Source organism: Mesorhizobium sp. M0678 (assembly GCF_040320505.1).
Lineage (GTDB): Bacteria > Pseudomonadota > Alphaproteobacteria > Rhizobiales > Rhizobiaceae > Mesorhizobium.
In genome coordinates, this window is record NZ_JAMYPT010000009.1 from 114,730 (window position 1) to 140,407 (window position 25,678).

26 protein-coding genes are annotated in these 25,678 nt (G+C 63.8%); 5 read left to right on the top strand and 21 right to left on the bottom strand.

Features of this window, described 5'->3' with window-relative positions:
• The first annotated feature begins 221 nt into the window (after window positions 1-221).
• Window positions 222-2,756: an NAD-dependent epimerase/dehydratase family protein gene (locus tag NKI29_RS18100; protein ID WP_352796858.1), complete on the top strand. Its 2,535-nt coding sequence runs from the start codon at window positions 222-224 to the stop codon at window positions 2,754-2,756.
• On the opposite strand, the gene NKI29_RS18105 is transcribed toward NKI29_RS18100, so the two are convergent.
• Genes NKI29_RS18105 through NKI29_RS18115 form a run of 3 tightly spaced genes read right to left on the bottom strand, consistent with a single transcriptional unit; the run spans window position 2,753 to window position 5,747 of the window.
• Complete coding sequence (locus NKI29_RS18105; protein ID WP_352755625.1) at window positions 2,753-3,973, bottom strand: NAD(P)/FAD-dependent oxidoreductase; 1,221 nt, start codon at window positions 3,971-3,973, stop codon at window positions 2,753-2,755. The genes NKI29_RS18100 and NKI29_RS18105 overlap by 4 nt on opposite strands.
• Window positions 3,970-4,683 carry a methyltransferase domain-containing protein gene (locus tag NKI29_RS18110; RefSeq protein ID WP_352796860.1) on the bottom strand — a complete coding sequence of 238 codons (714 nt, stop codon included), beginning with the start codon at window positions 4,681-4,683 and terminating at the stop codon, window positions 3,970-3,972. The genes NKI29_RS18105 and NKI29_RS18110 overlap by 4 nt, the downstream gene beginning before the upstream one ends.
• Window positions 4,680-5,747, bottom strand: coding sequence for a type III polyketide synthase (locus tag NKI29_RS18115; RefSeq protein WP_352796863.1), 1,068 nt, complete (start codon window positions 5,745-5,747; stop codon window positions 4,680-4,682). The genes NKI29_RS18110 and NKI29_RS18115 overlap by 4 nt, the downstream gene beginning before the upstream one ends.
• Before the next feature lie 262 nt (window positions 5,748-6,009).
• Here NKI29_RS18115 and cueR point away from each other — a divergent pair, with 262 nt between their 5' ends.
• Window positions 6,010-6,408: a Cu(I)-responsive transcriptional regulator gene (cueR, locus tag NKI29_RS18120; RefSeq protein ID WP_352755632.1), complete on the top strand. Its 399-nt coding sequence runs from the start codon at window positions 6,010-6,012 to the stop codon at window positions 6,406-6,408.
• A gap of 42 nt (window positions 6,409-6,450) precedes the next feature.
• Here the strand turns inward: cueR and NKI29_RS18125 are convergent, their stop codons facing one another.
• Window positions 6,451-6,933, bottom strand: coding sequence for a DUF2127 domain-containing protein (locus NKI29_RS18125; RefSeq protein WP_352755634.1), 483 nt, complete (start codon window positions 6,931-6,933; stop codon window positions 6,451-6,453).
• On the opposite strand from NKI29_RS18125, the gene NKI29_RS18130 reads away from it, so the two are divergent.
• Together NKI29_RS18130 and NKI29_RS18135 are read left to right on the top strand one after the other, a co-directional pair.
• Window positions 6,923-7,513, top strand: coding sequence for a phosphatase PAP2 family protein (locus NKI29_RS18130; protein ID WP_352755637.1), 591 nt, complete (start codon window positions 6,923-6,925; stop codon window positions 7,511-7,513). The genes NKI29_RS18125 and NKI29_RS18130 overlap by 11 nt on opposite strands.
• Window positions 7,514-7,530: 17 nt before the next feature.
• Window positions 7,531-8,088 carry a cytochrome c gene (locus tag NKI29_RS18135; RefSeq protein WP_352569080.1) on the top strand — a complete coding sequence of 186 codons (558 nt, stop codon included), beginning with the start codon at window positions 7,531-7,533 and terminating at the stop codon, window positions 8,086-8,088.
• A gap of 5 nt (window positions 8,089-8,093) precedes the next feature.
• On the opposite strand, the gene atzF is transcribed toward NKI29_RS18135, so the two are convergent.
• From atzF to NKI29_RS18175, 8 genes are read right to left on the bottom strand one after another with little or no spacing between them, the layout of a single operon-like run.
• Window positions 8,094-9,899 (bottom strand): allophanate hydrolase, encoded by a 1,806-nt coding sequence (gene atzF / locus NKI29_RS18140; protein ID WP_352569079.1) that lies wholly within the window; start codon window positions 9,897-9,899, stop codon window positions 8,094-8,096.
• The gene (locus NKI29_RS18145; protein ID WP_352569078.1) at window positions 9,896-10,246 is read right to left on the bottom strand and encodes a cupin domain-containing protein; all 351 of its coding nucleotides are present in this window, start codon (window positions 10,244-10,246) and stop codon (window positions 9,896-9,898) included. Before NKI29_RS18145 ends, atzF begins: the two co-directional genes overlap by 4 nt.
• Window positions 10,239-10,907: a cysteine hydrolase family protein gene (locus NKI29_RS18150; protein WP_352569077.1), complete on the bottom strand. Its 669-nt coding sequence runs from the start codon at window positions 10,905-10,907 to the stop codon at window positions 10,239-10,241. The genes NKI29_RS18145 and NKI29_RS18150 overlap by 8 nt, the downstream gene beginning before the upstream one ends.
• Window positions 10,907-12,439, bottom strand: a complete 1,533-nt coding sequence (locus NKI29_RS18155) for an ABC transporter ATP-binding protein (RefSeq protein WP_352569076.1) — start codon at window positions 12,437-12,439, stop codon at window positions 10,907-10,909. Before NKI29_RS18155 ends, NKI29_RS18150 begins: the two co-directional genes overlap by 1 nt.
• 10 nt (window positions 12,440-12,449) lie before the next feature.
• Entirely contained in the window at window positions 12,450-13,151 is a 702-nt protein-coding gene (gene biuH, locus NKI29_RS18160) for a biuret amidohydrolase (RefSeq protein WP_352569075.1), read from the bottom strand.
• Window positions 13,152-13,165: 14 nt separating this feature from the next.
• Complete coding sequence (locus NKI29_RS18165; RefSeq protein WP_352569074.1) at window positions 13,166-14,092, bottom strand: ABC transporter permease; 927 nt, start codon at window positions 14,090-14,092, stop codon at window positions 13,166-13,168.
• Complete coding sequence (locus NKI29_RS18170; RefSeq protein ID WP_352796865.1) at window positions 14,092-15,216, bottom strand: ABC transporter permease; 1,125 nt, start codon at window positions 15,214-15,216, stop codon at window positions 14,092-14,094. The genes NKI29_RS18165 and NKI29_RS18170 overlap by 1 nt, the downstream gene beginning before the upstream one ends.
• 19 nt (window positions 15,217-15,235) lie before the next feature.
• Window positions 15,236-16,363, bottom strand: coding sequence for a BMP family ABC transporter substrate-binding protein (locus NKI29_RS18175; RefSeq protein WP_352796868.1), 1,128 nt, complete (start codon window positions 16,361-16,363; stop codon window positions 15,236-15,238).
• Window positions 16,364-16,685: 322 nt separating this feature from the next.
• On the opposite strand from NKI29_RS18175, the gene NKI29_RS18180 reads away from it, so the two are divergent.
• Window positions 16,686-17,345, top strand: coding sequence for a GntR family transcriptional regulator (locus NKI29_RS18180; RefSeq protein ID WP_352455454.1), 660 nt, complete (start codon window positions 16,686-16,688; stop codon window positions 17,343-17,345).
• 3 nt (window positions 17,346-17,348) lie between these two features.
• Here NKI29_RS18180 and doeB read toward each other — a convergent pair whose 3' ends face one another.
• The 9 genes from doeB to ehuA all read right to left on the bottom strand — a co-directional run bounded on the left by doeB (window position 17,349) and on the right by ehuA (window position 25,560).
• Window positions 17,349-18,350, bottom strand: a complete 1,002-nt coding sequence (gene doeB / locus NKI29_RS18185) for a N(2)-acetyl-L-2,4-diaminobutanoate deacetylase DoeB (RefSeq protein WP_023677207.1) — start codon at window positions 18,348-18,350, stop codon at window positions 17,349-17,351.
• A gap of 5 nt (window positions 18,351-18,355) precedes the next feature.
• On the bottom strand, window positions 18,356-19,534 hold the full coding sequence (gene doeA / locus NKI29_RS18190) for an ectoine hydrolase DoeA (RefSeq protein ID WP_023677206.1): 1,179 nt from the start codon (window positions 19,532-19,534) through the stop codon (window positions 18,356-18,358).
• 38 nt (window positions 19,535-19,572) lie between these two features.
• Window positions 19,573-20,565, bottom strand: a complete 993-nt coding sequence (locus NKI29_RS18195) for a cyclodeaminase (RefSeq protein ID WP_023677205.1) — start codon at window positions 20,563-20,565, stop codon at window positions 19,573-19,575.
• Window positions 20,562-21,554, bottom strand: a complete 993-nt coding sequence (gene eutB, locus NKI29_RS18200) for a hydroxyectoine utilization dehydratase EutB (protein WP_023677204.1) — start codon at window positions 21,552-21,554, stop codon at window positions 20,562-20,564. The genes NKI29_RS18195 and eutB overlap by 4 nt, the downstream gene beginning before the upstream one ends.
• Window positions 21,555-21,564: 10 nt before the next feature.
• Window positions 21,565-22,338 (bottom strand): ectoine utilization protein EutA, encoded by a 774-nt coding sequence (gene eutA / locus NKI29_RS18205; protein WP_023677203.1) that lies wholly within the window; start codon window positions 22,336-22,338, stop codon window positions 21,565-21,567.
• Entirely contained in the window at window positions 22,335-22,994 is a 660-nt protein-coding gene (ehuD, locus tag NKI29_RS18210) for an ectoine/hydroxyectoine ABC transporter permease subunit EhuD (protein ID WP_023677202.1), read from the bottom strand. Before ehuD ends, eutA begins: the two co-directional genes overlap by 4 nt.
• A 16-nt stretch (window positions 22,995-23,010) precedes the next feature.
• Entirely contained in the window at window positions 23,011-23,670 is a 660-nt protein-coding gene (gene ehuC, locus NKI29_RS18215) for an ectoine/hydroxyectoine ABC transporter permease subunit EhuC (RefSeq protein ID WP_023677201.1), read from the bottom strand.
• A 187-nt stretch (window positions 23,671-23,857) separates the two neighbouring features.
• A complete protein-coding gene (gene ehuB, locus NKI29_RS18220; protein ID WP_023677200.1) occupies window positions 23,858-24,709 on the bottom strand; it encodes an ectoine/hydroxyectoine ABC transporter substrate-binding protein EhuB in 852 nt (283 codons plus the stop codon).
• 65 nt (window positions 24,710-24,774) lie between these two features.
• Complete coding sequence (ehuA, locus tag NKI29_RS18225; RefSeq protein ID WP_023677199.1) at window positions 24,775-25,560, bottom strand: ectoine/hydroxyectoine ABC transporter ATP-binding protein EhuA; 786 nt, start codon at window positions 25,558-25,560, stop codon at window positions 24,775-24,777.
• Window positions 25,561-25,678: the final 118 nt, after the last annotated feature.

Below are 25,678 nucleotides of genomic sequence, written 5' to 3' on the forward strand. Positions count from 1 at the left end.
TGTCACCCTCGTGCTCGCGATCGCGGCGCTGGTCAAATATTTGCGAACCTGACGGCATAGGCAGTCGGGGTCAAAAGAGCAAAAAGGGCGGAAAGTTGTAGTCGTCATCGGAAGCAGCAGCGTCATCGGGTCGGCGTCGGAACTGGTCCGGCCCCTCGGCTCTTAACGTCTGTCGCCTTCGGCCCTCTCAGGAGTGGCAAATCGCCGGCTATGAGGTCTGGATGGCGAAGCGCAAAGACACGGTTATTGTTACCGGCAGCACCGGCTTCATCGGCTCGGCTCTGGTCAACAGCTTCGCCGACCGGTTTGCTCTCGTCGGCCTCGACCGGGCGGCGACGCGTCAGCCGCCGCCGGCCGCGGAGTGCGTCTGCATCGACCTGACATCGGAGGACGCCGTGGCAGCCGGCTTGGCGCGCGTGCGGACGGCCTATGGCGCCCGCCTCGCCTCGGTGATCCATCTTGCGGCCTATTTCGATCTCACAGGCGAACGGAACCCGCTCTACGAAAAGATTACGGTTGGCGGCACCGAGAAGCTCCTGCGCGCTCTGAAACAATTTGAGGTCGAGCAGTTTGTCTTCATGAGTTCGATGCTGGCGCACAAGGGTGGCCGACCGGGCGACATCATCGATGAGGATTGGCCGCTCGAATCGAACCTACCCTACCGCACCTCGAAGATCGAGACCGAGCGCCTGATCCATGAGCAGCACGGGCCTATCCCTGTCGTCTATGCCAGGCCGGCCGGCGTCTATGATGATCTCGGCCGTAACGCATTCCTCGCCAATCAGATTGCGCGTATCTACGAAGAGGATCCGACCGGGCATGTATATCCGGGTGACCTGCGCACCGGGCAGTCGTTCCTGCATCTGGAAGACCTCACCGAGGCGGTGGCGCGCCTTATAGATCGGCGCAAGAAACTTCCCACGGAGCTGGCGCTGCTTCTCGGCGAGCCTGAGGTCATGGGCTACGGCGAACTTCAAGCCGAGATTGGTCGGTTGATCCGCGGCGAGAACTGGGAGACACGGGAGGTGCCGAAGGCGCTCGCCAAGGCGGGTGCCTGGGTCCAACAGGACGTGCTGGGCGAAGAATCATTCGTTCGTCCCTGGATGGTCGATATCGCCGACGACCACTACGCGATCGATATCAGCCGTGCCCGCAATGTCCTCGGCTGGCAGCCCCGGCATTCCCTGCGCGAGACGTTGCCGCGGATCGTCGACGCGCTCAAGGCAGATCCCGCCGGCTGGTATCGGGCCAACAAGCTCAACGCGGCCAAGGTGGCCGGCAGCGGAACAAAAGCGCGAGAGAAAGACAAGGCGTTCGAGGCCAAACACGACAAGATGAAACCCGGACACATGGCCGAGATGGCGGGGATGGGCCAGCAGATGCTGTGGGCTCATTTCCTGGTCATCACGCTTGGCGTGTGGCTCCTCACCAGCCCGCTTCAGTTCGCGCTGTTCGATCCGGCGGCGGCCGGCACTGTGCGTGACGTCACGCAAGAGCGTGGACTGTGGGAACCGGTGCTGCGCAACGCGCTCACCGGCTGGAGCGACATTGTCTCGGGCTTGCTGCTGATGCTGTTTGGCGGGCTCGCACTGTCGCCGCGTTTTTCCTGGGCGCAATGGGGCACGACGATCGCCGGCCTGTGGCTGCTGTTCGCGCCGCTGTTCTTCTGGACGCCGAGCGCCGCCGCCACCATGAACGACACGATCGTCGGCGCGCTGGCCATCGCTTTCTCGGTGCTCGTCCCGATGATGCCGGGCATGAGCCACGAAGGGATGATGGACGAGAGCACCGTTCCGCCTGGCTGGACCTACTCGCCGTCATCCTGGCTGCAGCGCCTGCCGATCATCGCGCTCGGTTTCTTCGGTTTCCTCATCGCCCGCTATCTCACTGCCTACCAGCTCGGCCATGTGGGTGCTGTCTGGGAGCCATTCTTCCTCGGCGGAGACGGCAGGAACGGCACGGAATTCATCATCACATCCGACGTTTCTCGAGCCTGGCCAGTCGCTGATGCCGGGCTTGGCGCCGTGGCCTATATGATCGAAACCCTGATGGGCGCGATGGGCACGGCGACCCGCTGGCGCACCATGCCCTGGATGGTGACCTTCTTCTTCATCCTGGTGGTGCCGCTCGGCGGCGTCTCGATCTTCTTCATCATCATCCAGCCGATCATGACCGGCACCTATTGCACACTGTGCTTCATCGCGGCGGCGGCCATGCTGGTCATGATCCCGCTGACGCTGGACGAGGTGGTCGCCATGGGCCAGTACATGCTGCGCAGCGTGCGGACAGACCGTCCGTTCTGGCGCACCTTTTTCCAAGGCGGGCCGGAGCCGAACGGCGAGGCGGACAAGAACGATCCCGGCTTTTCCGCCGCGCTTGCCGCACAGTCCGCCGCAGCCATTCGCGGTGTCACGTTTCCATGGACGCTGGTCGCATGCTGTTTCGTCGGCGGTTGGCTGATGGTCTCGCGGCTGGTCTTCGGCACGGCCGGCGCCATTGCAAACAGCGATCACCTCTCGGGCGCCATGATCATCACGATCGCGGTCTGCGCCATGGCCGAGGTGGCACGGCCATTGCGTTTCCTCAACCTGCCGTTCGGGTTATGGCTGATCGCAGCGCCCTGGCTGCTCGACGGCGCGACCAGAGGTTCGACATTGAACAATGCCGTCGCAGGGCTAGTTGTGATCGGCCTCAGCCTGCCTCGGGGGCGCCGAAGCAAGGAGCACTACGGCTCATGGGACCGCTATGTCGCCTAGACGAAGCCTGGAACCGGCTTGGTCTTGCCGCTCAGTTGCGCGCCCAGCGTCAGGGCCTGCGGGAAATTCTGGACGATCGCCGCCATCAAGGTGGCGCTGCCGGGGCGAAGGGCAATTCCGGCAACGGCCGCGGCGGCGTAGACCCGTGTCGAAAACAGTCTTTTCCAGGCCGCCTCGTAGCGTCTGGCGGCAGCCTCGCGCCCTGGTCGGCCACTTGGCGCGTATGCGAGTTCGCAAGCCAGCAGCCAGCCGGACTGAAGCGCCATCGAGATGCCCTCGGCGATGACAGGATGAGACTCTCCGGCTGCATTGCCGACGCGAAAGATGTCCCCTTCGTAGCACGAGCGAATTCCCGGCCGGATCGGACCTGCGGCAAGCCACGGACCGTCGAGGAGAGCCGGTTCCAGGGCGTCCCGCACGCCCCGGCATGAATTCAGGAGATGCCGGGAGACCGCATCGGCGGCCGACACGTGGCTCCGTTGTTTGGGGCCATATTGTTTACGCAGCCGCGCGAGCATATCGCGCCGGATGCAGCACGAGATCGACAACCGGCCATGATCCGCCGAAACCATGCCGCCGTAGCCGCCGGGAAAGGCCAGCAGAGGCATCAAATCCGGCGCCAGCGACGACCCGGTGAAATGCGCCTTGAAGCCGAGCAGGTCCGACGGCCGATTGGCCTTTGCGAGCTGGCTGGGCAATGGTCCCGGTTCCCACGAGCCGTGTGCGGCGACAATCACCGGCGCTCGCAATATCGCCGCTTCATCCCCGGCCTGAATTCGCACCCTTTGCATCTCACCGTCCGGCTCGATGGCGACGGCGCGGCAGGGTTGAAAGATTTCGACACCCGCCGATCGCGCCGCTTGCAAAAGCAGAGAGTCGAGAATGTCCCGGCCGAGCGCCCGGCCGAAGCTGTCTTTCCCACGAGGCCCAGCTCCTGCACGTGGCATTGCCGCCTCGACGCAGGTCTCGCCGGAAAACAGGCCGACGCGGCGGATATCGGGGCCCGCCTTGGCACGCCAGGCATCGCCGATCTCCAGCCGGTCGAGAAGCGCAAGATTGCTTGCCGAGATGTATTCGCCGCAGACCTTGCGGCGCGGAAATGCGGTCTTTTCCACAATTGCCACGGCCCATCCGCGCCGGGCCAGCGTGAGCGCGACGGAGGTGCCCGCCGGGCCGGCACCAATGACGATCGCGTCATGGGTCGACAATCGCGTCATGGCTCGACTCTGGCACTGGCGCCGACGAAGATGTGGGAGAACAGGCCGGCGCGCCGCTCCTCGACCGGTTTGCCGTTGGCCGCAAGCCAGAGACGGGAAAGCTCGCTGCCGCGAAAGCCGGCACGCACGCTTTGCGCCGCGTCGTTTCGTGTGACGTCGTTGGCGCCGATTGCCGGCAGAAGACGGGTCGCGGCCAGCGGCAGTTTCGCCCGCAGCGGCTCTGTCGCGATGAGCAACGGGGCTTTCGGCCTGATCAGCGAAAACAGACGCACGAGCTGCGCATCGTCGAGGTGATGCAGGAACAGATTGACGGTGACGGCGTCGAACGGCGCACCCTCGATCTTTCCTGCCCAGTCGAAGACATCGGCGGTGACGCCTTCGGCCTTCCATCCCAGCCTGTCAAAATCACCGCGCAATTGCGCGGTGACGAGGTCGACGCGGTCGAGCATTACCAGTTCGACCCCGGGCCAATGCCTGGCCATGCGCCGCGCCACCGCCAGCATGAAGGAGCCATCGCCGGCGCCGATCTCCAGAATGCGGCGTGGCGGTTTTGGCACAAACCTCCTGAGCAACGACGTCATGATCGGCACCTGAAACATCAGCATATTGATGCGCCGAAGGTCGCGGCGCGCGGCCAGCGCTCGCGAATCGTCGGCCGCAAGTCCGTCGAGGATTTCCGGCGCAAGCTGCCGGTGCTCCAGGCCGCTCATGACACCGTTCGAAAGAGCATTGTTTCGGCCGTCAGCCCGGGTCCGAACGACATGCCGCAACCGAGCAGGCCGGGTCGCGCCTTCAGCATCTCCTTCATCACGAACATGACGGTCGCCGACGACATGTTGCCGTACTGGCGCAACACCGCGCGCGATGGTTCCAGCGCGGTGGGCTCCAGTTCCAGGGCCCTTTCGACGGCGTCGAGCACCGAACGCCCACCCGGATGCACGGCCCAAAGGTCGATGTCCTTCGCCGATCGGCCGCCGAGGATGGCGGCCTGGCTGTTCCGCAACGCCTCATGAATCGCTGCCGGCACCTGGCCGGAAAGAACCATTTCGAAGCCGTGGTCGCGAATATTCCAGCGCATCAGATCCCGCCGCTCCCTCGCCACCAGACAGTGAAAGCTATCGAGCTCGATGCCGGCCGGCTCGGCGGTGACGAGCGTGGCCGCGCAGCCGTCGCCCCAGAGGCAGAACGACAGCAGTTTTTCCAGTTCGGTGGTTTCGCGCAGATGCATCGTGCAGAGCTCGATATTGACCAGCAGGACCTTGGCCTGCTGGTCGGAGCGGACGATGTGGCGGGCCAGCTTGAGGCCGTTGATCGCCGCGTAGCACCCCATGAACCCGATCATCGTGCGTTCGACACTATCGGGCAGCCCGCAACGCGCGATCAGCTCCAGATCGATGCCCGGCGCCGAAAAGCCGGTGCAGGTGGTGACGATCAAATGGGTGATGCGGGAAGCGTCATCGCCAAGCTGCAATCCGTCGATGCCCTTTTGTGCCAGAACAGGTGCAGCATCGTCGAACATCGCCATTCTCATGGCCGTTCCGGGAAACGCGCCCCGGATGAAGGTCCCGGCCAGGTCGGCAGTTGGTCCTTCTGGGTCGGACGCCGGCGCAAAGCAGGAATAGCGGTGCTCGATGCCGGCAAGATCGGCCATGCGTTCGAAAATCCTCCGGCGATCGGCCGCGAGCATGGAGGCCGCGAAACGCAGGTAGAATTGATGAACCTCGTACTCCGGCACCGCTGTCGCGATCCGGTTGATATAGGCCTTGACGGGCATATTCTGTCTCCTCGGCGTCTGCACGGTGTTGCGTCGAGCCAGCGCCGGAGGGTCTTTGCTCATCGGCACCCGGTGTCGAACACCGGGTTTTGAGCACTGTTCGGTAAAAACGTTTCCGAGGACCGATTTCTTCCCGAAGGTTCAGTGTGTGCTGGCAGGCAAACGGTTGGAGCGGGCGGGCGGTTGCGTCCAAAATCGCCACATCATGTTGACCTTCCATCTACTGGAAGGTCTATTTCCTCCAATAAAGGAGATTTCCGCCATGAACATCGGCGTCGCATCCGAAAAATCCGGCCTGCCGGCCAAGACGATCCGTTACTACGAGGATATCGGGCTCTTGCACCCGGCCCGGACGGACAATGGCTATCGCGATTACTCGACGGCCGATATTCACCGGCTGCGCTTCCTGCAGCGCTCGCGAAGCCTGGGGTTTTCGGTCGACGAATGCCGCCAGCTGCTGTCGTTGTACCAGGACAGGGAACGTGACAGCGCCGACGTGAAGGCGATCGCGAAAGCCAAGCTGGTCGAGATCGACAGGAAGATCGCCGAACTGGTCGGATTGCGCGGCTTGCTTCACCAATTGGTCAGTCACTGCCACGGCGACGAGCGGCCGGATTGCCCGATCATCGACGAGCTGGCAGGACAAGGCGTCGCCCAGTGAGGTGGATTGAAAATCGGAGCGGCTGACGTGCAAACTTCGCTGTCATGCCGGCTTGTGCTGCCGCACGACCTTCCATTCATGCCAGATCAGCACCATGACGACAGCATCGAATACGGTCAGGACAAGCAGGCCGAACGAATGGGTGTAGGAGTAGCGGTAGACTTGGTAGATCATAAATGCGCCCAGCGCCGCAAGCGATGCCGGATACGACCACAGCTTGCCTCTCAAAAGCCCGACAACGAGCAGCAGTTTTATCAGGCCGTGGCTAAGCAGGTAGAAGGCATAAAACTCCTTGCTGGCGACGGAAAAGTGGCTTGCCATCTGCGACAGATAGCCAGCTATGAAATCGTTCGGATCTTCGATCAATTCCTCTTGGGTGAATGTATTGACCCAGGAGGCAATGGCGTCGGTGGTGACGACATAAAGCAGTATCCCGCCGACGCATTCGATCAGAGCATGCAAACCCTTGAGCCAGACGCTGAGTTCGAAAATCTGATGGATGCGGCGTTCATCGATGGGCTTCAAAATCCACCTCACGTTCAATCACGGAAACCGAAGACAAATGGATGCAGCTTTAACCCACTGGATCAACACCGCGGCCGGCATTAATCCCTCTCTTGATAGAGTAATGATCGCCCTATCACAAATCGGCGTTCCGCTGATGGTGCTGGCTGTCGCTCTGCAATGGTGGGCCAAAGTCGACCGTTTTCATGTGCGTCATGCGGCCTTGTCCGCGGGCCTGGCTTTCCTGCTTGGCCTTGCGATCAATCAGTTCATTTTGCTGTTCGTCCACCGGCTGCGGCCCTACGATGCCGGCGTGACGCATCTGCTGATTGCGCCCAGCGCCGACTGGTCGTTTCCCTCCGACCACGCGACAGCGAGCTTTGCGGTTGTTGCGGCTTTTGCAATGCAAGGTCTGCCGCGCCGGACGCTGGCCCTCTCCATCATGGCATTGCTGATCTGCTGGTCGAGAATTTATATCGGCACCCACTATCTCACCGACGTGATAGGGGGTGCCATCACTGGCGTCTTAGGTGCCGTTGTGGTCCGATTGGCCTATCGCGAGAACTCCCGACTGGACAGTCTGGTCACAAGAATTCTCTAGCTCCTCATGTGCCAACGATGAGACGAGCAGCTATCATAGCGGTCCTGTCGCTTGCCTGCGCCTCTGTCGTGCTCGCCGCCGCCCATTCGGGTCGTGATGCGGTCATCCAGGCTCGCCAGGCCTCGATGAAGGAAATGGCCGCGGCGGCAAAGGCGATCGCCGGGATGTTCGACGGCAAGCAGGCGTACGACGCCGCAGCCTTCAAGGCGGCGGCCGAGACCATCCGCGCCCGCACCGGCCCTGCCCTGATTGCCGAATTCCCCAGCGCGACATTGGGCGCGCCTTCAGGCGCCAGGCCGGATATCGACCCCGCCCGCGCGGAGTTCGATGAGCTGGCTCGCCACATCGGGACGCTGGCCAGCGCCTTGGCCTCCGACGCCGAGCGGGCGCCGCCGCGCATCACCGACGACATGAGAATGGGTTCCGGCCTGGCGATGGGCGGTGGCAGCCTGCTTGGCAAGCGACCATCCCTCGCGGAAGCCGATCCCACTAAATTGCCGGCGGAGCACCTCCTGCATCTCATCTTGCAGGATTGCTCGAGCTGCCATTCGAAGTTCAGGCAAAAGGTCGAGTGATAGCGTCAGCTTCGCTGCAGCTGACCCGCCACGAAATTGCGCCAGCCGCCGAAATGCGAAATCTCCTTTGCATCGGTGAGGCCGGCACTTTCGACGAGGAAGCCTTTCGGCGAAGTTCCGTCATCGAGCAGAAGCGTGCCGATGCCGAGCGGCGGCGGGATCGCGGCAACAAAACGGCCGAAGGCTTGTGGCGAGAGCCGCCAGACTTCAACCTCGATCGCTGCGCCCTTGCCGTTGCAGATCCGTTCGAGCCCCGGTCGCGGCACCGACTGGCCGGCGAGCGCATAAAGCCGATAGAGCGGCGCCGTTCTTGCAGCCCGGGCGAACATTGCGCCGAGCTGCTGCAGCTGGCCGTTCAGCGCCATCCCCGACAGATGCGCGCCGACCACCGCCAGCTCGATCGTGCCCTCGTCCACGTCGACGCGAACATCGCCACGCGGCAGCGGCCAGCCTGTAGCGCCCAGCGCAAGGCCGCTTGCCGCATGGACATCGCGCGCAAGCGACGCCGGCAGATGGTCCTTGCCCGCCGCGGCAAGCAAGGTGACGCTCATCGGCAGACCGTCGCTGCGGGTTCCGCTCGGCACGGCAATGCCGCACATGTCGAGCAGATTGACGAAGTTGGTGTAGGTGCCGAGCCGGCTGTTGGTGACGATCGGATCGGCCAGCACCGCTTCGACTGTGTAGTGCGTCGGCGCGGTCGGCACGCAGAATAGGTCGACCGAGGCGATGACCGGCGCAAGCCTGGCCTTATAGCCTTGCAGGGCATAGAGCCCGTTGAAAGCGTCCGCGGCGGAAAGTTTTCGCGCACCGCCGATGATCTGCCGCGTCACCGGATGCATGGCGGCCTCGTTGGCATCCATGAAGTCCCTGATCGCGGCGTAACGCTCGGCTACCCAGGCGCCTTCGTAAAGCAGGTTGGCGGTGGCGTAGAAATCGGCGAACGGGATTTCCACCAGCTGGCAGCCCAGCGTCTCCAGCGAGGCAAGGGCGGCCTCGAAACCCGCCTGCATCGCCTCGTCGCCGAAGAAGGTCCAGTCGGTCCTGGCCGGCACGCCGACAGTCAGCACCGGCGGGCGCGCGGCAAGGCCCTGGACGCCGGGGTCACGCGAATAGGGGTTGGCGTCGTCCTTTGCCGCCGCCGCCTCGAACACGCGGTAGGCGTCATCGACGGTGAGCGCGAAGACCGAGATGCAGTCGAGCGTGCGGCAGGCCGGCACGACGCCGGCGGCTGATAGCGCGCCGACGCTCGGCTTCAGCCCGACGATGTTGTTGAGGCCAGCGGGTATGCGCCCCGAACCGGCGGTGTCGGTGCCGAGCGCGAAGGAGACGATGCCGCGCGCCGTCGCCACGGCCGAGCCGCACGAGGAACCGCCCGGCACCAGTTTCGGGTCGATCGCATTCCTCGGGATTGGATAGGGCGTGCGAACGCCGACCAGGCCGGTGGCGAACTGGTCGAGATTGGTCTTGCCGACAACCAGCGCGCCGGCGGCCTTGAGCCGCGCGACGACGGTGGCGTCTTTCGCCGGCAAGTAGGCATATTCCGCACAAGCCGCCGTGGTCGGCATGCCGGCGACGTCGATGTTGTCCTTGACCGCGAATGGCACGCCCCACAGCGGCTTTGCCGCGGGATCGAACGGGCCGAGCTTTTCCGCCTCGGCAAGCAACGCCGCCCTGCTCGCCAGATGGATGAAGATGCCGGGGTCATCGGCCGCCGCGAGCCGCGCATGGACCATATCGATCACCTCGCCAATGCCGACGCCGGCCTGATAGGCGGCGTGCAAGCTCGCTATATCGAAGCGGATGTCGCTCATTTGGCCTCGTCCAGAATGACTACCGGCAGGTTCCACTGGATGAGCACCACGCAGCCATCCTTCGTCCACACCGAATGCTCGGTTCCAACCGGGTTCAGGATCACGCTGCCCGCGGCATGATCGCCGTTCTCGTCGCTCTGCGTGCCTTCCAGCACGATGATCGTCTCCAGCCCGGCATGGCGATGACGCGGCACGCTGGCGCCAGCCCGGTAATTCAGGATGGCGACCGACGGTTCCGTCGGTCCGCCCTTGAGCAGCCAATGCGCCGTAATGCCATCGCGGAAAGGCTCGAACGGCAGATCGCGCCAGCCACCATTGAGGAGGCCGGCAAAGGCAAGGTTAGGCATTGGCAATCCCCTCGAGCACCTGGTCTGTCGTCGCCGTCCAGCCGACGATCGCGCCCTGTGCCCTGATCATCGCCAGGGCGGCCGCCTTGAACTCGGCAAAATAGCTCTCGGTAGCATCCTCGGCCAGCAGGCATTCATAGCCGCGGTCGTTGGCCTCGCGCATCGTCGTCTGCACGCAGACCTCCGTCGTCACTCCGGCAAAGACCAGTTGCTGTGCGCCGAGCCGCTTCAGGTCATCGCCGAAGCTGGTGGCATAGAACGCGCCCTTGCCCGGCTTTTCGATGACGATCTCGCCAGGCAGTGGCGCAAGTTCATCGAGGATCGCCGTTCCCGGCTCGCCGACGATCAGCACGCGACCCATCGGCCCGACATCGCCGATCCGGATCGACGGATTGCCGCGATTGCGCTTGGCCGGCGGCAGATCCGAAAGGTCTGCCTTGTGGCACTCCATCGTGTGGATCACCGGCAGGCCGGCGGTGCGAAACCCCTCGATCAGCCTCTTCACCGTCGGCACGATCGCCGTGACTCGGCTGACGTCATTGCCGAGGCTGGCGCCGAAGCCGCCGGGTTCGGCGAAGTCGCGCTGCATGTCGATGACGACCAGCGCCATCGCCTCAGGCTTGAAGGCGAACGGAAACGGCAGCGCCTCGATCTCCGCCATCAGTGATGTCCCGCCATGTGCTCGCCGATCGTCTGCACGCTCGCCTGCGCGATCGGCGTCTCGTAGACCAGCGCGCCGTCCGACATGACGAAGATGCGGTCCGAGAGCTCGAGCAGCTCATCAAGGTCCTCCGACATAAGGAGCACCGCGGCGCCGGCATTGCGCGCCTTCATGATGCGGGCGCGTATTTCGGCGACGGCGGAGAAGTCGAGACCGAAGCAGGGGTTCGACACGATGAGCAAATCGACCTCGCCGGTCAGTTCCCGCGCCAGCACCGCGCGCTGCACATTGCCGCCCGAGAGCGACGAAATCGGCGAAGCGAGCGAGGCCGTCTTGACCTTGAACTGTTCGACCAGACGGGCCGCGTAGTCCCTGATCGCGCTCATCCTGATCCAGCTGACCGGCTTGCCGGCCTCGTTGAGGTCGAAGGTCCGGAAGGCCATGTTTTCCGCCACCGTCATCTTCGGCGCGCAGGCATTGCGCAACGGCTCCTCCGGAATGAAGCGGACATTGAGCGTGCGCGCCTCGCTGCGGCTGGCACCATAGGGCGAGCCTTTCACCAGAATGTCGCCGCAATTGCGCGCCCGCTGTCCGGCAAGGACTTCGAGAAACTCCTTCTGGCCGTTGCCGGAGATGCCGGCAACGCCGACGATCTCGCCGGACTTCACATCGAACTCGCCGATGTCGATGGTTTTCAAGCCGGTGCGGTCGGGCGCCTTTAGCGACTTTACCGTCAGCACCTGTCTGGCGCCGGCCGGCACCGGGGCGCGGCTGTCGAGTGCGGCGATCGGTTGGTCGCCGATCATCATCGCCGCCATCTGCTTGTGGGAAAGTTCGGAGACCTTTCCGGTTCCGGTCAGCCTGCCCTTGCGCAGCACGGTGATATCGTCGGCAAAGGCCGTCACCTCGTGGAATTTATGCGAGATCATCAGCACGGTGAGGTCGCCGGTCCTGGTCATGTCGCGCACCAGGCCAAGCACTTCGTGTGCCTCGCCGGGAGTGAGCACCGAAGTCGGCTCGTCGAGCACCAGGAAACTGCGGCCGAGATAGAGCTGCTTGATGATTTCGAGCTTCTGCTTCTCGCCGGCCGCAAGTTCCGCCACCTTGACGTCGAGCGGCAGCTTGAACGGCATACGCTGCATGAATTGCGCAAGTGCGGCGCGCTCCTTGCGCCAGTCGATGACGCCGGGCACCTTCTCGCGCGAAATGACCAGGTTCTCCGCGCCGGTCAGCGACGGGACGAGCGTGAAATGCTGGTAGACCATGCCGAGCCCCAATGCCGAGGCATCCTTCGGACTGGCGATCGCGACCTCGCGGCTATCAACCAGCATGTCGCCGGCGGTCGGATGGTAAAAACCCATCATGCATTTGACCAGCGTCGATTTGCCGGCGCCGTTTTCGCCGAGCAGCGCATGGAACGATCCCGCCGGCACCTTGATCGAGACGTCGTCCAGCGCGGTGAAGGCGCCGAAGCGCATGGTCATGCCGATGGTCTCGACGCCGACGGCTTTCTTACCGATGCTTCCGCTCAAGATCGTGTCCTCACGGCAGCTGCGCGACGAAGGATGCCGAGTTCGACACCACGCCGAACACCCCGCCCTGCATCTTGATCATCTTGATCGCCGCGAGATGGTTGCCGTAGTCGGTTGCGCCGCAGCAATCCTCCAGCATCACGCATTCGAAGCCGCGATCGTTGGCCTCGCGCATCGTCGTGTGGACGCAGACATCGGTGGTGATGCCGGTCAGCACGATGTTTTCGATGCCGCGCTGGCGCAGGATCAGCTCGAGGTCGGTGGCGCAGAACGAGCCCTTGCCCGGCTTGTCGATGATCGGCTCGCCAGCCGCCGGATAGAGGTCGGGGATGATGTCCCAGCCGGGTTCGCCGCGCACCAGGATGCGCCCGCAAGGCCCGGGGTCGCCGATGCCGGCATTGATGCGGCGCGAGCGCCAGCGCTTGTTGGCCGGCAGGTCGGCGAGATCGGGCCGATGGCCCTCGCGCGTGTGGATGATGGTGTAACCCTTGGCCCGCATGGCTGAGAGCACCGACTTGATCGGCTCGATCGGCGCCCGCACCAGCGAAAGATCGTAGCCCATATGATCGACATAGCCGCCCGGCCCGCAGAAATCGGTCTGCATGTCGATGATGATCAATGCCGTATTGTCCGGCCGCAGCTCGCCATTATAGGGCCATGGATAGGGGTCGGCATCGATGTAGCGCTGGGTGATCTCGGCTCTGGCGTTCATCGAAAAAACTCCAGTCATTTGGTGATCGACAACTCGCCCGGCGCGCCGGCAAGCGAGCGGTTCGGCGACGAGGTGGCGATCATGATGATGAGCGTGAGGATGTAAGGTGCGGCGTAGAAGAGATAGTAGCCCTGCGTCACCCCGACCGACTGCAACGCCGGGCCCAGCGCGCCGGCGCCGCCGAACAATAGTGCCGCGGCAAAGCAGCCGAGCGGATTCCAGCGCGCGAAGATAACCAGCGCCACCGCCATCAGGCCCTGCCCCGACGAGATGCGTTCGGTCCAGCTGCCGGGGTAATAAAGCGACAGATAGGCGCCGCCGATGCCGGCGAGCGCACCGCCGACACCTGTCGCAAGCAGGCGCACGGTGTTGGGATTGAGGCCCATGGCCCGCGCCGCATCGGAGCTGTCGCCGACGACGCGCACGATCAGGCCGGCGCGCGTATTGCGGAAGGCCCACCACAGGAACAGCGCAAGTGCGGCCCCGATCAGGAACAGCACATTGACGTTGAGCGCCGCCTGCACCTGCGGGATATCCGACCAGCCACCGAAGGCGATGGCCGGCAGGTCTGGTGCCGAGGGCTGGATGAACGGCTTGCCGAAGAAGAAGGCGAGACCGGAGCCGAACAGCATCAGCGCGATGCCGATGGCGATGTCGTTAACCCCACGGAATTTGCAGATCCAGCCATGGAACAGGCCGAAGCAAAGACCGGCACCTGCGGCAGCCAGCAGGCCGAGCCATGGCGAGCCGGTCATCACTGCGACCGCATAGGCGGTCATTGCGCCGAAGACCAGCGTGCCTTCGAGGCCGAGATTGATGCGGCCTGAGCGCTCCGTAATGGCTTCGCCGAGCGAGACGAAGATGAACGGCGTCGAAACGCGGATGGCGCCGCCGAGGATGGCGAGCGGCACGCCCCACAGGCCGATCTCGGTCGCGTCCATCAGGAGCCCCTCTTCCACAGATCGGGATTGAAGACCTTGAAGCGGCCGTAAAAGGTTTCGCTGAACAGGATGACGACGAAGAGCATGCCTTGCAGCACCAGCACGGTGGCGTCGGGCAGGTCCATGCGGCGCTGGATCAGCCCGCCGGAAGCGCCAATACCGCCGAGCAGGAAAGCGACCGGGATGATGGCGAGCGGATTGTGGCGGGCGAGGAAGGCAACGAGGATGCCGGTATAGCCGTAGCCGGCGGCGAGCGAGGCGTTGGCGCTGCCTTGCACGGCGCCGACCTCCAGCATGCCGGCTAGCCCGGCAAAGCCGCCGGCGAGCCCGGTGAAGCCGACGATCAGCGGTCCGACGGCAAGTCCTTGTACCTGGGCTGCCCTGACATTGCCGCCGGCGATGCGAGCGGCAAACCCCCAGCGCGTCTTTTCGATCAGCAGCCAGGACAGGACGCAGGCGAGAATGCCGACGACCAGGCCCCAGTGCACGTCCATGCCTGGAATGTTGCCGATGCGGTAGGCATCCGCCAGCGGCTCGGTCGAGGGTTTGTTGAGCGAGGCCGGATCGCGCAGCGGCCCTTCGACCAGATGGTTCATCAGCGCGATGGCGATATAGGCCAACAGCAGGCTGGAGATGGTTTCGTTGACGGCGCGGTAGTGGCGGAGTGCGCCGACGGCACCTATCCAGGTGCCGCCGGCGACCGCGCCCGCCACTCCCATCAGCAGGATGACCACAAAAGACGGCGCGCCATTCGCCGCGACGCCGATGGCGGCGGCGGCGACGCCGCCCAGCACGATCGCGCCTTCGCCGCCGATGACGACAAGGCCGAGCCGGGCCGGCAGCGCCACGCAGAGCGCTGCCAATAAAAGCGGTGCTGCGCGCGACAGCGAGTTCTGGATCGAGAACCACGAACCGAAGCCGCCGCGCCACATCGTCTCGTAGAGTTGCACCGGCGATTTGCCGACCAGCGCGATGAACAGGCTGAACAGCGCCATGCCGACGATCAGCGCCGCGAGCGGTATGACGAAGGCTTCCGCCCGCCGCGCCGCCCATTCGAGCGCCGCCGGATAATTCCTGGCGCCAAACAGCGCCGGTGCGCCCGCAGTGCCGACCGTGTCTGCCATGGCCCGTCTCCGCTCCGGTTCAGGCGGTCGAACCGACGACGCCCTCGACCAGGTAATCCATGCTTTCGAGCTCGAGCGCGGTCTCGGCGAAGGCCTGGCCTTCGGTCGCCACGACAACGCCCTTGTTGCTCTTCAGCGGACCCTTGATGACGGAAAACCCGCCTTTCATCATTTCGGCCAGCGTGCCGTCGAACTGCTTGCGGGCGGCATCGCCGACGGCGGGGCCGAGCGGGCTCATCTTGACGAAGCCGTCGGCCAGGCCGCCGCGCGTGAAATTGGGCAGTGGTGTGCCGGCCACCAGATCGTCGACGAACATCTTGTAGACCTTGGCCCAGTTCCATTCCGCGCCGGTCAGGTATTTTTCCGGCGCCAGCGGGCTCTGGTTGGCATGATAGCCGCAGACGAAGGCGCCACGCCCGGCCGCCGTCTCGACCACCACCTTGGGGCTGTCGACATGGCAGGTGATGACGTCGGCACCCTGGTCGACCAGCGCATTGGTGGCCTCGGCCTCCTTGACCGCTAGCGACCACTCGCCGGTGAAAATCACCTGGCAGGTGATGGTCGGGTCGACCGAGCGCGCGCCGAGCAGGAAGGAATTGATGTTGAGCAGCACCTGCGGGATCGGCTTTGCCGCGACGAAGCCGAGCTTCTTGGTTTTGCTGGTGTGACCGGCGACGACGCCGTTCAGATACTGGCCCATGCCGATATAGCCGAAATAGGAACCGGCATTCATTGGATGCTTGTCCTTGTTCCACATGCCGCCGCAATGGCGGAACTGCACGTCGGGGAATTTCGCGCACATGGCGAGCATGTGCGGATCGAAATAGCCGAACGAGGTCGGGAAGATCAGCGACGCGCCGTCGAGGTTGATCATCGATTCCATCGTCTTCTGCACGTCGACCGTCTCCGGCACGTTCTCCTCCTCGACGACGGAAATGCCTTCGATCCCCTTCAGCGTGGCGGCGCCTTCGGCATGCGCCTGGTTGTAGCCGTAATCGTCCTTTGGCCCGACATAGATGAAGCCGACGGTGGCCGTCGCGGCGAAGGCCCTGCTGATCGGAAACGATGCGGACGCAAGGCCGAGCGCCGCTCCGGCGGCGGAGGTCTTGAGCAGGTCGCGGCGGCTAAGCATGAATCTCTCGAACATTGAATGCTCCCTCTGTGGGGCCTTTGGGGCCGGTTAACACCTCAATGAAAGAAGTGTATGCAATCAGCATGCCAGTTTCAGAAATGAGATTTATTCAGCAATATCAATGAGGGTGCCGATGTGGCCTGCACAAAGCCGGAGCAATTGCATACACTTTTTGCCTCCAAAATCGCCAATTTGACATGACGGCTAAAACATAGGCATACAGAGATGCGGAGGAATCGAAGCCGGTGAGTGGCTTACGGCTCTAGCGAAAAGACTGGACGGAGGAGACGTGTCGGGAAAGCGCAATTTGATCAGGTCGGGCACGACCGTCGATCAGATGGTGAGGGCGATCAGCGACCGGATCGTCACCGGTTTCCTGCGCCCGGGCGAAAAGCTCGACGAAGCCTCGCTCGCCGCCCGCTTCGACGTCTCACGCACGCCGATCAGGGAAGCGCTCAGCCGGCTCAGCGCCATGGGGCTGGTCGAAAGGCGGCCGAACCGCGGCGCCACCGTCGCCGTGGTGACGCAGGAGCACCTCGCCTCGATGTTCGAAAGCATGGCCGAGCTTGAAGCGATCTGCGCGCGGTTCTCGGCCGAGCGCATGACCGCTGGCGAGCGCCGCACGCTGGAGGCCGAGCATCAGGCCTCGGCGCGCTTGGTGCAGCTCGGTGCTGAAGAAGAGTATGAGCTTTTCAACACCGAATTCCACACCCGGCTCTATCGCGGCGCCCACAGCAAGCACATTTATGAACTGACCGTCATGACCCGCGGCCGCCTGGCGCCGTTCCGGCGCGCGCAATTCATGCTGCCCGGCCGGCTGGCCCAGTCATGGCAGGAGCATGACGCCATCGTCACCGCAATCATGCGCGGCGACAGTGCGGCGGCCGGAACAGCCGCCAAGGATCATGTCTCGATCGTCAGCGAGGCGAGCGCCGTCTTTGCCATCGGCGATCGCCCCAAAGGCAGGACCGAGCCGTTCCCGACATCGGCTTCCTAACCGTCAATCGACCAGCACGGCGACCACGGCAGCGCAGTCGCCGGCCTTGACCAGCCCCGGAAAATGCCGCGCCGCCAACAGACCGGACATTTTGGCCCGGATCTCCTGCGGAGCGCCGCCGGTGCGGCCTATGGAATGGATACGTGCCAGCACCTGGTTCTCTGCCACCGGCTCGCCGAGATCGATCATGGTTTCGATCATCCCGTCGTCCTCGGCGAACGAGAAGCAATCGCCGGACGGCATGTCGAGCCAGCGGGTTGGCTGCATCTCGACCGCGCCGGCGACGATGCCGGCATGGCGCAGCACATTGAGCACGCCGCGACGTGCGATCCGCACCGTTTCCGCGCGCGAAGTCCCGCCGCCGCCAAGCTCTGTGGTGATGAACAGCTTGCCCATCTCTTCGGCGGCAGTGTCGAACATGCCGACCGCGTCGATCTCCAGCATTTTCATCGACCATGGTGCGGAGAAGGCTTCAACCGCAGCGAAACCCTTCGCTTCCAGCACCTTGTCGGGCCGGATGTGGGCGGCGCAGAACGGCACGAAGTCGAGCGTCTTGCCGCCGGAGTGGAAGTCGAGCGCGATGTCTGTACGGGGCAGAAGCTCGCGCTGGAAATAATCAGCGATCTTCTCGGTCACCGTGCCGTCGGGCCGGCCGGGAAAGCTGCGGTTGAGATTGCCCTTGTCGATCGGCGAGGTGCGCGTGCCGGCGCGGAACGCCGGATAGTTCATCGCCGGCACGATGATGATCGTGCCGCTGACTTGCTTCGGGTCGAGCGTACGGGCGAGGTCATAGAGCGCCAGCGGCCCCTCGTACTCGTCGCCATGATTGCCGCCGGTGAGCAATGCGCTCGGCCCCTTGCCGTTGCGGATGACGCAGATCGGGATCATCACCGACCCCCAGGCGGAATCGTCGCGGCTGTAAGGCAGGCGCAGGAAACCGTGCTGCACGCCGTCGCGCTCGAAATCGACGGTCGGCGTGATCGGTGACGGGCGAAGGCTGGACATCGGACTCAATTCTTCACCACCAGTTTGCGCGGCACATTCGCCAGGCACTCGACGCCCGTCTCGGTGATCAGGATGGATTCGGTGATTTCCAGCCCCATCGTCTCAAGCCACAAGCCGGTCATGAAATGGAAGGTCATACCGGGCTTCAACTCGGTGCGGTCGCCTGGACGCAGGCTCATCGTGCGCTCGCCCCAGTCAGGCGGATAGGAAAGCCCGATCGGGTACCCGGTGCGGTTGTCCTTGACGATGCCGTACCGCTTCAGCACCGCGAAGAAGGCGTTGGCGATGTCCTCGCATGTGTTGCCGGGCTTGGCGGCGGCAAGTCCCGCCTCCATGCCTTCCAGCGTCGCCTTTTCTGCATCGAGGAATTCCGGCGTCGGTTTACCAAGGAACACGGTCCGCGACAGCGGGCAGTGATAGCGGTTGTAGCAGCCGGCGATCTCGAAGAAGGTGCCCTCGCCGGATTTCATCGGCCGGTCGTCCCAGGTCAGATGCGGCGCCGATGCGTCGGCGCCTGACGGCAGCAGCGGCACGATCGCCGGATAGTCGCCGCCGATGCCGTCGACGCCGCGCGTGCCGGCATCGTAGATCTCGGCGACCAGGTCGCATTTGCGCATGCCGACCTCGATCTTATCGACGATGCGCTGGTGCATCGCTTCGACGATGCGGGCGGCCTTGCGCATGTAGTCGATTTCGGTCGGGCTCTTCACCGCGCGCTGCCAGTTGACGAGTGCCGTGGCGTCGACGAAGCGGGCATTGGGTAAGTGCTTCTGCAGCGCTGCGAAGGCAGCGGCCGAGAACCAGTAATTGTCCATCTCGACGCCGATGCTGAGCTTGCCCCAGCCGCGATCGGAGAGCACGCTGGACAGAAAATCCATCGGATGGCGCTCGGTCGACTGCACATAGTGGTCGGCATAGCCGATGATGTTGTCGTGCGCGAGATAGGCGGTGCGCTTGGCGCCGTTGGCGTCCTGGCCGCGCCCGTACCACACCGGCTCGCCCGACGGCGGCACGATGACAGCCTGGTGCACGTAGAACGACCAGCCGTCGTAGCCGGTCAGCCAGGCCATGTTGGACGGATCGCTGACGATCAATAGATCGACGCCCTTGGCCTCCATGACCTTCCGCGTTTTGGCGAGGCGCTCCGCATATTCGCCGCGCGAGAATTTCAAATTGGGCTGCATTGTTCTTGGTCCTCGTTTGTTGGGCCTTGCGGCCAGCATCAGCTTTCGAAAATCGTACCGGTCTTGGCTGCACGCGCACGGTCGCGGGCGAGCGTGGCGATCGCCGTGTCCTGCACGCCGGTGCCGGTCAGGTCGGCAATGGTGATGTCGCTGTCCGAGCGCCGGCCATGCCTTTCGCCGGCGATGATGTGGCCAAGCTCGGTGATTTCGGCATCGGACGCCATCACGCCCGCCGCGATAGCATGGTGCAGTTCGCCCAGCCGGCGCGTCTGTTTGGCGCTATCGGCGACGTAGAGATCGGCCATGCGCAGGATCGCCGGCGCGATCTCGTTCTTGTGCTCGGCATCCGAGCCCATGGCAGTGATATGCTGGCCGGCGGAGACGAAGCCGGCCTTGATCAGCGGCTCGGTCGACGGCGTCGTGGTGACGATGATGTCGGCATCGGCCGCAGCCTTTGCCGCGTCGGGCTCGGCGTGAACGGCGATGCCCAGTCTTTCGGACAATGCGTCGGCCGCGGCCTCGGCCTTGGCGGCATCCCTTGCCCAGATGCGAGCCTCGGTGATTGGCCGCACCAGCATCAGCGCCTCGAGCTGCAGTCCGGCCTGAACACCGGCGCCGAAGATCGCGGCAACGGAGGAGTCCGGCCGCGACAGATGTTTGGCGGCGACCGCACCGGCGGCGGCCGTGCGGATGTCGGTGAGATAGCCATTGTCGAGCAGCAGCGCTTCGACCAATCCGGTTTTCGCCGACAGCAGCACCATCATGCCGTTGACGCTGGGCAAGCCGAGCTTGGGATTATCGAAAAAGCCGGGGCTGATCTTGATCGCAAAACCGTCGATACCCGGTACATAGGCGGTCTTGACGTCGACCTCGCCGCGATGCTCTGGAATGTCCAGCCGCAGGATCGGCGGCATCGCCACCGGCAAGGTAGCGAGCGCCCGGAACGCGTTCTCGACGCAGGCGATGGCATCAAGATCGAGCTTCACGATCTCGCGCAATTCAGCTTCGGTGAGGATCGTCATCCGGCTCATGCTGCGCTCTCCGCAATTGCTTCGCCGCAGATGATCTTGCGGTGCAGTGTCATATCGATGTTGCGGCCGGACAGCACGAGCACCGTCGGGCCGCTCGCCCTGACCTTGCCGGCAAGCACGGCTGCGATGCCGACCGCGCCGGCGCCTTCGACGATCTCGCGCTCCTGTTCATAGGCATGGCGGATGCCGGTGGCGATCTCGCCCTCGCTGAGCAGGATCACATCGTCGAGCAGGTCGCGGCACATGGAAAAGGTCAGCCGGTTGTCGAGGCCTATGCCGCCGCCGAGGGAATCGGCCAGTGTCGGCAGTTCCTCGACCAAAACCGGATGTCCGGCGTCGAGGCTCGCCTTCATCGCCGCACCGCGCGCCATTGAAACGCCCATCACCTTCGTCGCCGGGCTGACGCCCTTCACGGCAGCAGCTACGCCAGCCGCCAGCCCACCGCCGGAAAGCGGCACCAGCACCAAGGCGGCGTCCGGAACCTGTTCGATGATCTCCAGCCCGAGCGTGCCTTGCCCGGCGACAATGGCAGGATGGTCGAAGGGCGGCAGCATGATCAGCCCCTCTTCCGCGACCAGCCGTTCGACCTCCCGCTGCGCATCGTCCTGGCTGTTGCCGACGATGCGGATCTCGGCGCCGAGCCGACGGATCTCGTCCAGCTTGTTCTGCGGCACCAGCCGCGACATGCAGATCGTCGCGTCGATACCTTGCAGTCGAGCGGCATAAGCCAGCGCCCGGCCGTGGTTGCCGGTCGAGGCAGCGACGACGCCGCGCGCCTTCTCCTCTTCTGTCAGCGAAGCGATAGCGTTCGAGGCACCGCGCAGCTTGAAGGCGCCGGTGGTCTGCCGGTGTTCGAGCTTGAGATAAACAGGAGCGTCCAAGTGCTGGGAAAGACTCCGGGAAGTGACGGTCGGCGTACGCTCGACCTTGTCTGCGATGCGCTCGCGCGCGGCGTGGATATCGGAGAGGCTTATCCTGGACGTGGTCATGGCTTATCAATCAGTTCAGCGGCAGCGTCATCAGACGGCCGAATTCAGGGCGCGGCTCGTCGTCGTCGCAAAGCCGCAGGCAATTCCAGGCTGTCGCCTGGTTGCTGGTGACGACAGGACGGCCGATGGCTTCTTCCATGCCGACAACTGCCGCCGCGGACCGCAGTGCCGTGCAGGAGACAAACAGCGCGTCCGAGTGTTCGGCCGTCGCCTCGCGAGCCAGATCGACCAAGGATTTCGGCGCAATCCGCGCCATCTCGCGATCATCCTCGAAGCCGAGGCAAGTGAAGCTGACGATTTCGAAACCATGCTCGGTGAAATAGGCCGCCATCGGCCGGCTGGTCTCGACCGTATAGGGAGTGAGGATGCTGATCGTCCTGGCGCCCAGCGCCTTCAGGCCGCGCACCCCGGCCATCGGCGGCGTGACCACCGGCACGCCGGGCTTGGCGGCCTGCACCGCCGCCTCGATTTCGGCATCGCCGATCACGACGGAAGCCGAGGTGCAGGAATAGCAGATCGCATCGAGCGGCTCGTCGGGCAGGATCAGGGCCGCGCCCGCCGTCAGTGACTGCTGCATCTTGCGCAAATTGTCCGGCGTCGTCGGGTTGGCGTAGGGGATGCGCGCGACATAGACCCCGATGCGGTCGCTTGCCACCATGCGGTGAAAATCCGGTTCGCTCGTATGGTCGGTGGCAAGGATGATCAGGCCGACCCGCTTTTCCAGCGGACGCGCATCGAGCGCCGGCCGGGCCGGGCGCAGGCGGATTTCGGGTGCAGCGCTCATCGTTCGATCCGCCCATAACGGTGTTCCAGCCAGCGCAGCAGCACCACCGAGAACAGGCTGATGGCGAGGAAGAAGGCGCCGACCAAGGTGATCGGTTCGATATACCGATAATAGGTATTGGCGACGCTCTTGGCCTGGTTCATCAGTTCGAGCACGGTGATCGCCGACAGCAGCGGCGTCTCTTTGAACATGGCGATGAAATAATTGGCAAGCGCCGGGATCATCGGCGGGATCGCCTGCGGAATGATGATGTGCGTCCAGGTCTGGGTGGCGTTCAGATTGCAGGCCTTGGCCGCTTCCCACTGGCCGCGCGGAACATTATCGATGCCGGCGCGGTAGACCTCGGCCGTGTAAGTGCCGTAATGCAGCCCGAGACCGATGACGCCCGCGACAAGCGGCGGCAACAGGATGCCAAAATCCGGCAGCACGTAGAAGATGAAATAGAGCTGCACCAACAGCGGCGTGCCACGGATGAACTCGGCAAGGAAACCGACGGTGCGCGACAGAGCCCTGTTCGGCGACCGGCGCGCCAATGCGATGCCCAACCCAACGATGGCCGCCAGCACCGAGCCAAGCAGCGTCGCCAGGATGGTGATCTTCACCCCCTCGATCAGCGTCGGCAGGATCTGCCGGACAAAATCCCAATCCCATTCCATTATCAGGCCCGGTCCATCATACGCGCACCCCGTCGAGGCCACGAGCCATGCGGCGTTCCAGCGACCGCACGCCCCATGAGATGAGCAGCGCCAGGACGAAATAGATGACGAGGATGGTGCTGAACGGCACCAGAGTATTGCCGGTCTGCGAGCGCACCACCTGCGCCTGGAAGGTCAGGTCGGCGAGCGAGATTAGCGAAACGACGGCGGTGGCCTTGAGCAATTCAATGGCGTTGTTGCCGAAGGTTGGCAGCATCACCAGAAGCGCCTGCGGCAAGATGATATGGTGCATGGCTTGCCAGCGGCCGAGATTGAGGGCGGTGCAGGCCTCATATTGTTCGCGGCCGATAGACTTGATGGCGCCACGCACCACTTCCGCCGCATAGGCGCCGACATTGAGGCCCAGCGCCAGCACCCCGGCCTGCAGCGGCGTCAACGAAATGCCGGCAAAAGGCAGCACGAAATAAGCCCAGAACAGCTGCACGAAAATCGAGGTGCCGCGGAAGAACTCGATATAGGCGGTGGCCAGCGCGCGTAGCACGAAAAACCGCGACAGCCGCCCCAGCCCGGCAAGAAAGGCCATGACCAAGGCCAGCACCGACCCCATCAGCGTCAGCTCGATGGTGACAAGCGCTCCTTGCAATATCAGGCCGAAATAGCCGGACCATTGGGTCATTGGGTCGAAAGTTTCCGCGTTGAATGTCTAGCGACACGTTGGTTCCAGCGTCCTTCTCCCCGTTCACGGGGAGAAGATGCCGGCAGGCAGATGAGGGACAGCGCGAACCAACCGGAGTATGGCGCCGCCCCTCATCCGGCCCTTCGGGCCACCTTCTCCCCGTGAACGGGGAGAAGGAAGAACGCACCTACTTCGCCGAGCAGAGCTTGTCGCGGCTCGTCGACATTGCCGCCGCCGCCGAGAAGCCGTAAGGCTCGATGATCTTGGCGAACTCGCCGGACTTCTTCAGTTTCGCCAGCTCGACATCATAGGCGTCGCGCAGCGCTTCGTCGCCCTTCTTGAAGGCCGCGCCGTCGCAATAGACCGGCGCACCGACCACCGGCGCGATGACTTCGAGGTTCGGATCATTGGCTTTCTTGACCAGGTCGTTGATCGACAGCACGGGCAGCGAATAAGCATCGATGCGGCCGTCCTGCAGCATCTTCAGGCCGCTCTGGCCGTCCGGCACGACGATGACGCGCTCGCGCGGCACACCTGCGGTGAGCGCAAGCTTCTCTTCGGTGCCGCCACCCGGCGCGCCGATCGTGGCGCTCGCGTCCTTCGCGACGTCCTCGTAGCTCTTGAAGCCCTTCGGGTTGCCCTTCTTCACCAGCATCGCCTCGGCGTCGCACAGCACCGGTTCCGAATAGGCGACCGCAGCACAACGTTCCGGCTTCATGAACAGGCCGGCAGTGACGACGTCGAAACGGCCGGCCTGCAGGCCGGGAATCATGGCGCCATATTCCGAGATCGAGGCGACGATATCGTTGACGCCAAGGCGCTTGAAGATTTCACGGGCAACGTCAGGCGCCGCACCCGAAACCTTGCCGTCGGCAGCGACCGCCGTATAGGGCGGCTCGTTGGCGATGGCGACGCGGGCAAAGCCTTGCGCCTTGAGCTCTTCGAGCTTGCTGTCGTCGGCCGAGCCGGCCGTCGAGGCGGCCAGCACCGCAGTCAGCGCAATACCGGCGACGCCGGCCAAAATGGCAAATTTCTTCATTGTTCCCAACTCCTTGTTTGTCTGTCTTCTTGGCTTGCTTGAGGCGTCGCCGCCTCGCATGGCAGTCAGACCCGATGTCCGGCCGCAATGATCTTCTTCAGGAAACCTTGCGTACGCTCCTGTTTGGGATGGCGGAAAATCTCGTCGGGCTTGCCCTCCTCGACTATTCTGCCGCGATCGAAGAACAGCACCCGGTCGGCGAAGTCATGGGCGAAACCCATCTCGTGGGTGACCAGCAGCATGGTCATGTCGGTCTCGGCGGCGAGCTTGCGCATGACGTTGAGCACCTCGTCGACGAGCTCAGGGTCGAGCGCCGAGGTGACCTCGTCGAACAGCATGATTTTCGGCGACAGCGCCAGCGCCCGCGCAATCGCGACGCGCTGCTTCTGGCCGCCTGAAAGCTGCGCCGGCATCGCTTTGGCCTTGTCGACCATGCCGACCATGTCGAGCAGTTCCATCGCCCGCTTTTCGGCGGCGGCCCGCGGCACGCCTTTGGTCAGCATCGGTGCCAGCGTCACATTGTCGATGACGCATTTGTGCGGAAACAGATTGAACAGTTGGAAGACCATGCCGATCTTCTGGCGCATTTTTGCCAAATGCCGTTCATCGGCCGTCAGCAGCCGGCCGTTACGCTCCATGTGGTACAACTGTTCGCCGTCGACTTGGATGTGGCCGCTGTCGATACGCTCTAGCGTCATCAGGATGCGCAGGATCGTCGTCTTGCCCGAACCCGATGGACCGATCAGTGCCAGCTTCTCGCCGGGCATGACTTGCATCGAGAGGCCGTCCAGCACCTTGAAGGTGCCGAAGCTTTTTGAAATGCCGTCGATCTTGATGATGGGAGCCGACAATGAATTTCCCGTGCTGGAGAAGCTTGCCTTTAACGATGCGGATCGCGGCAAATCATGTCAATCAAGAAAATAATATCATGACAATATTTCGGATTCCGCACAATTTCGCGCCATTCGC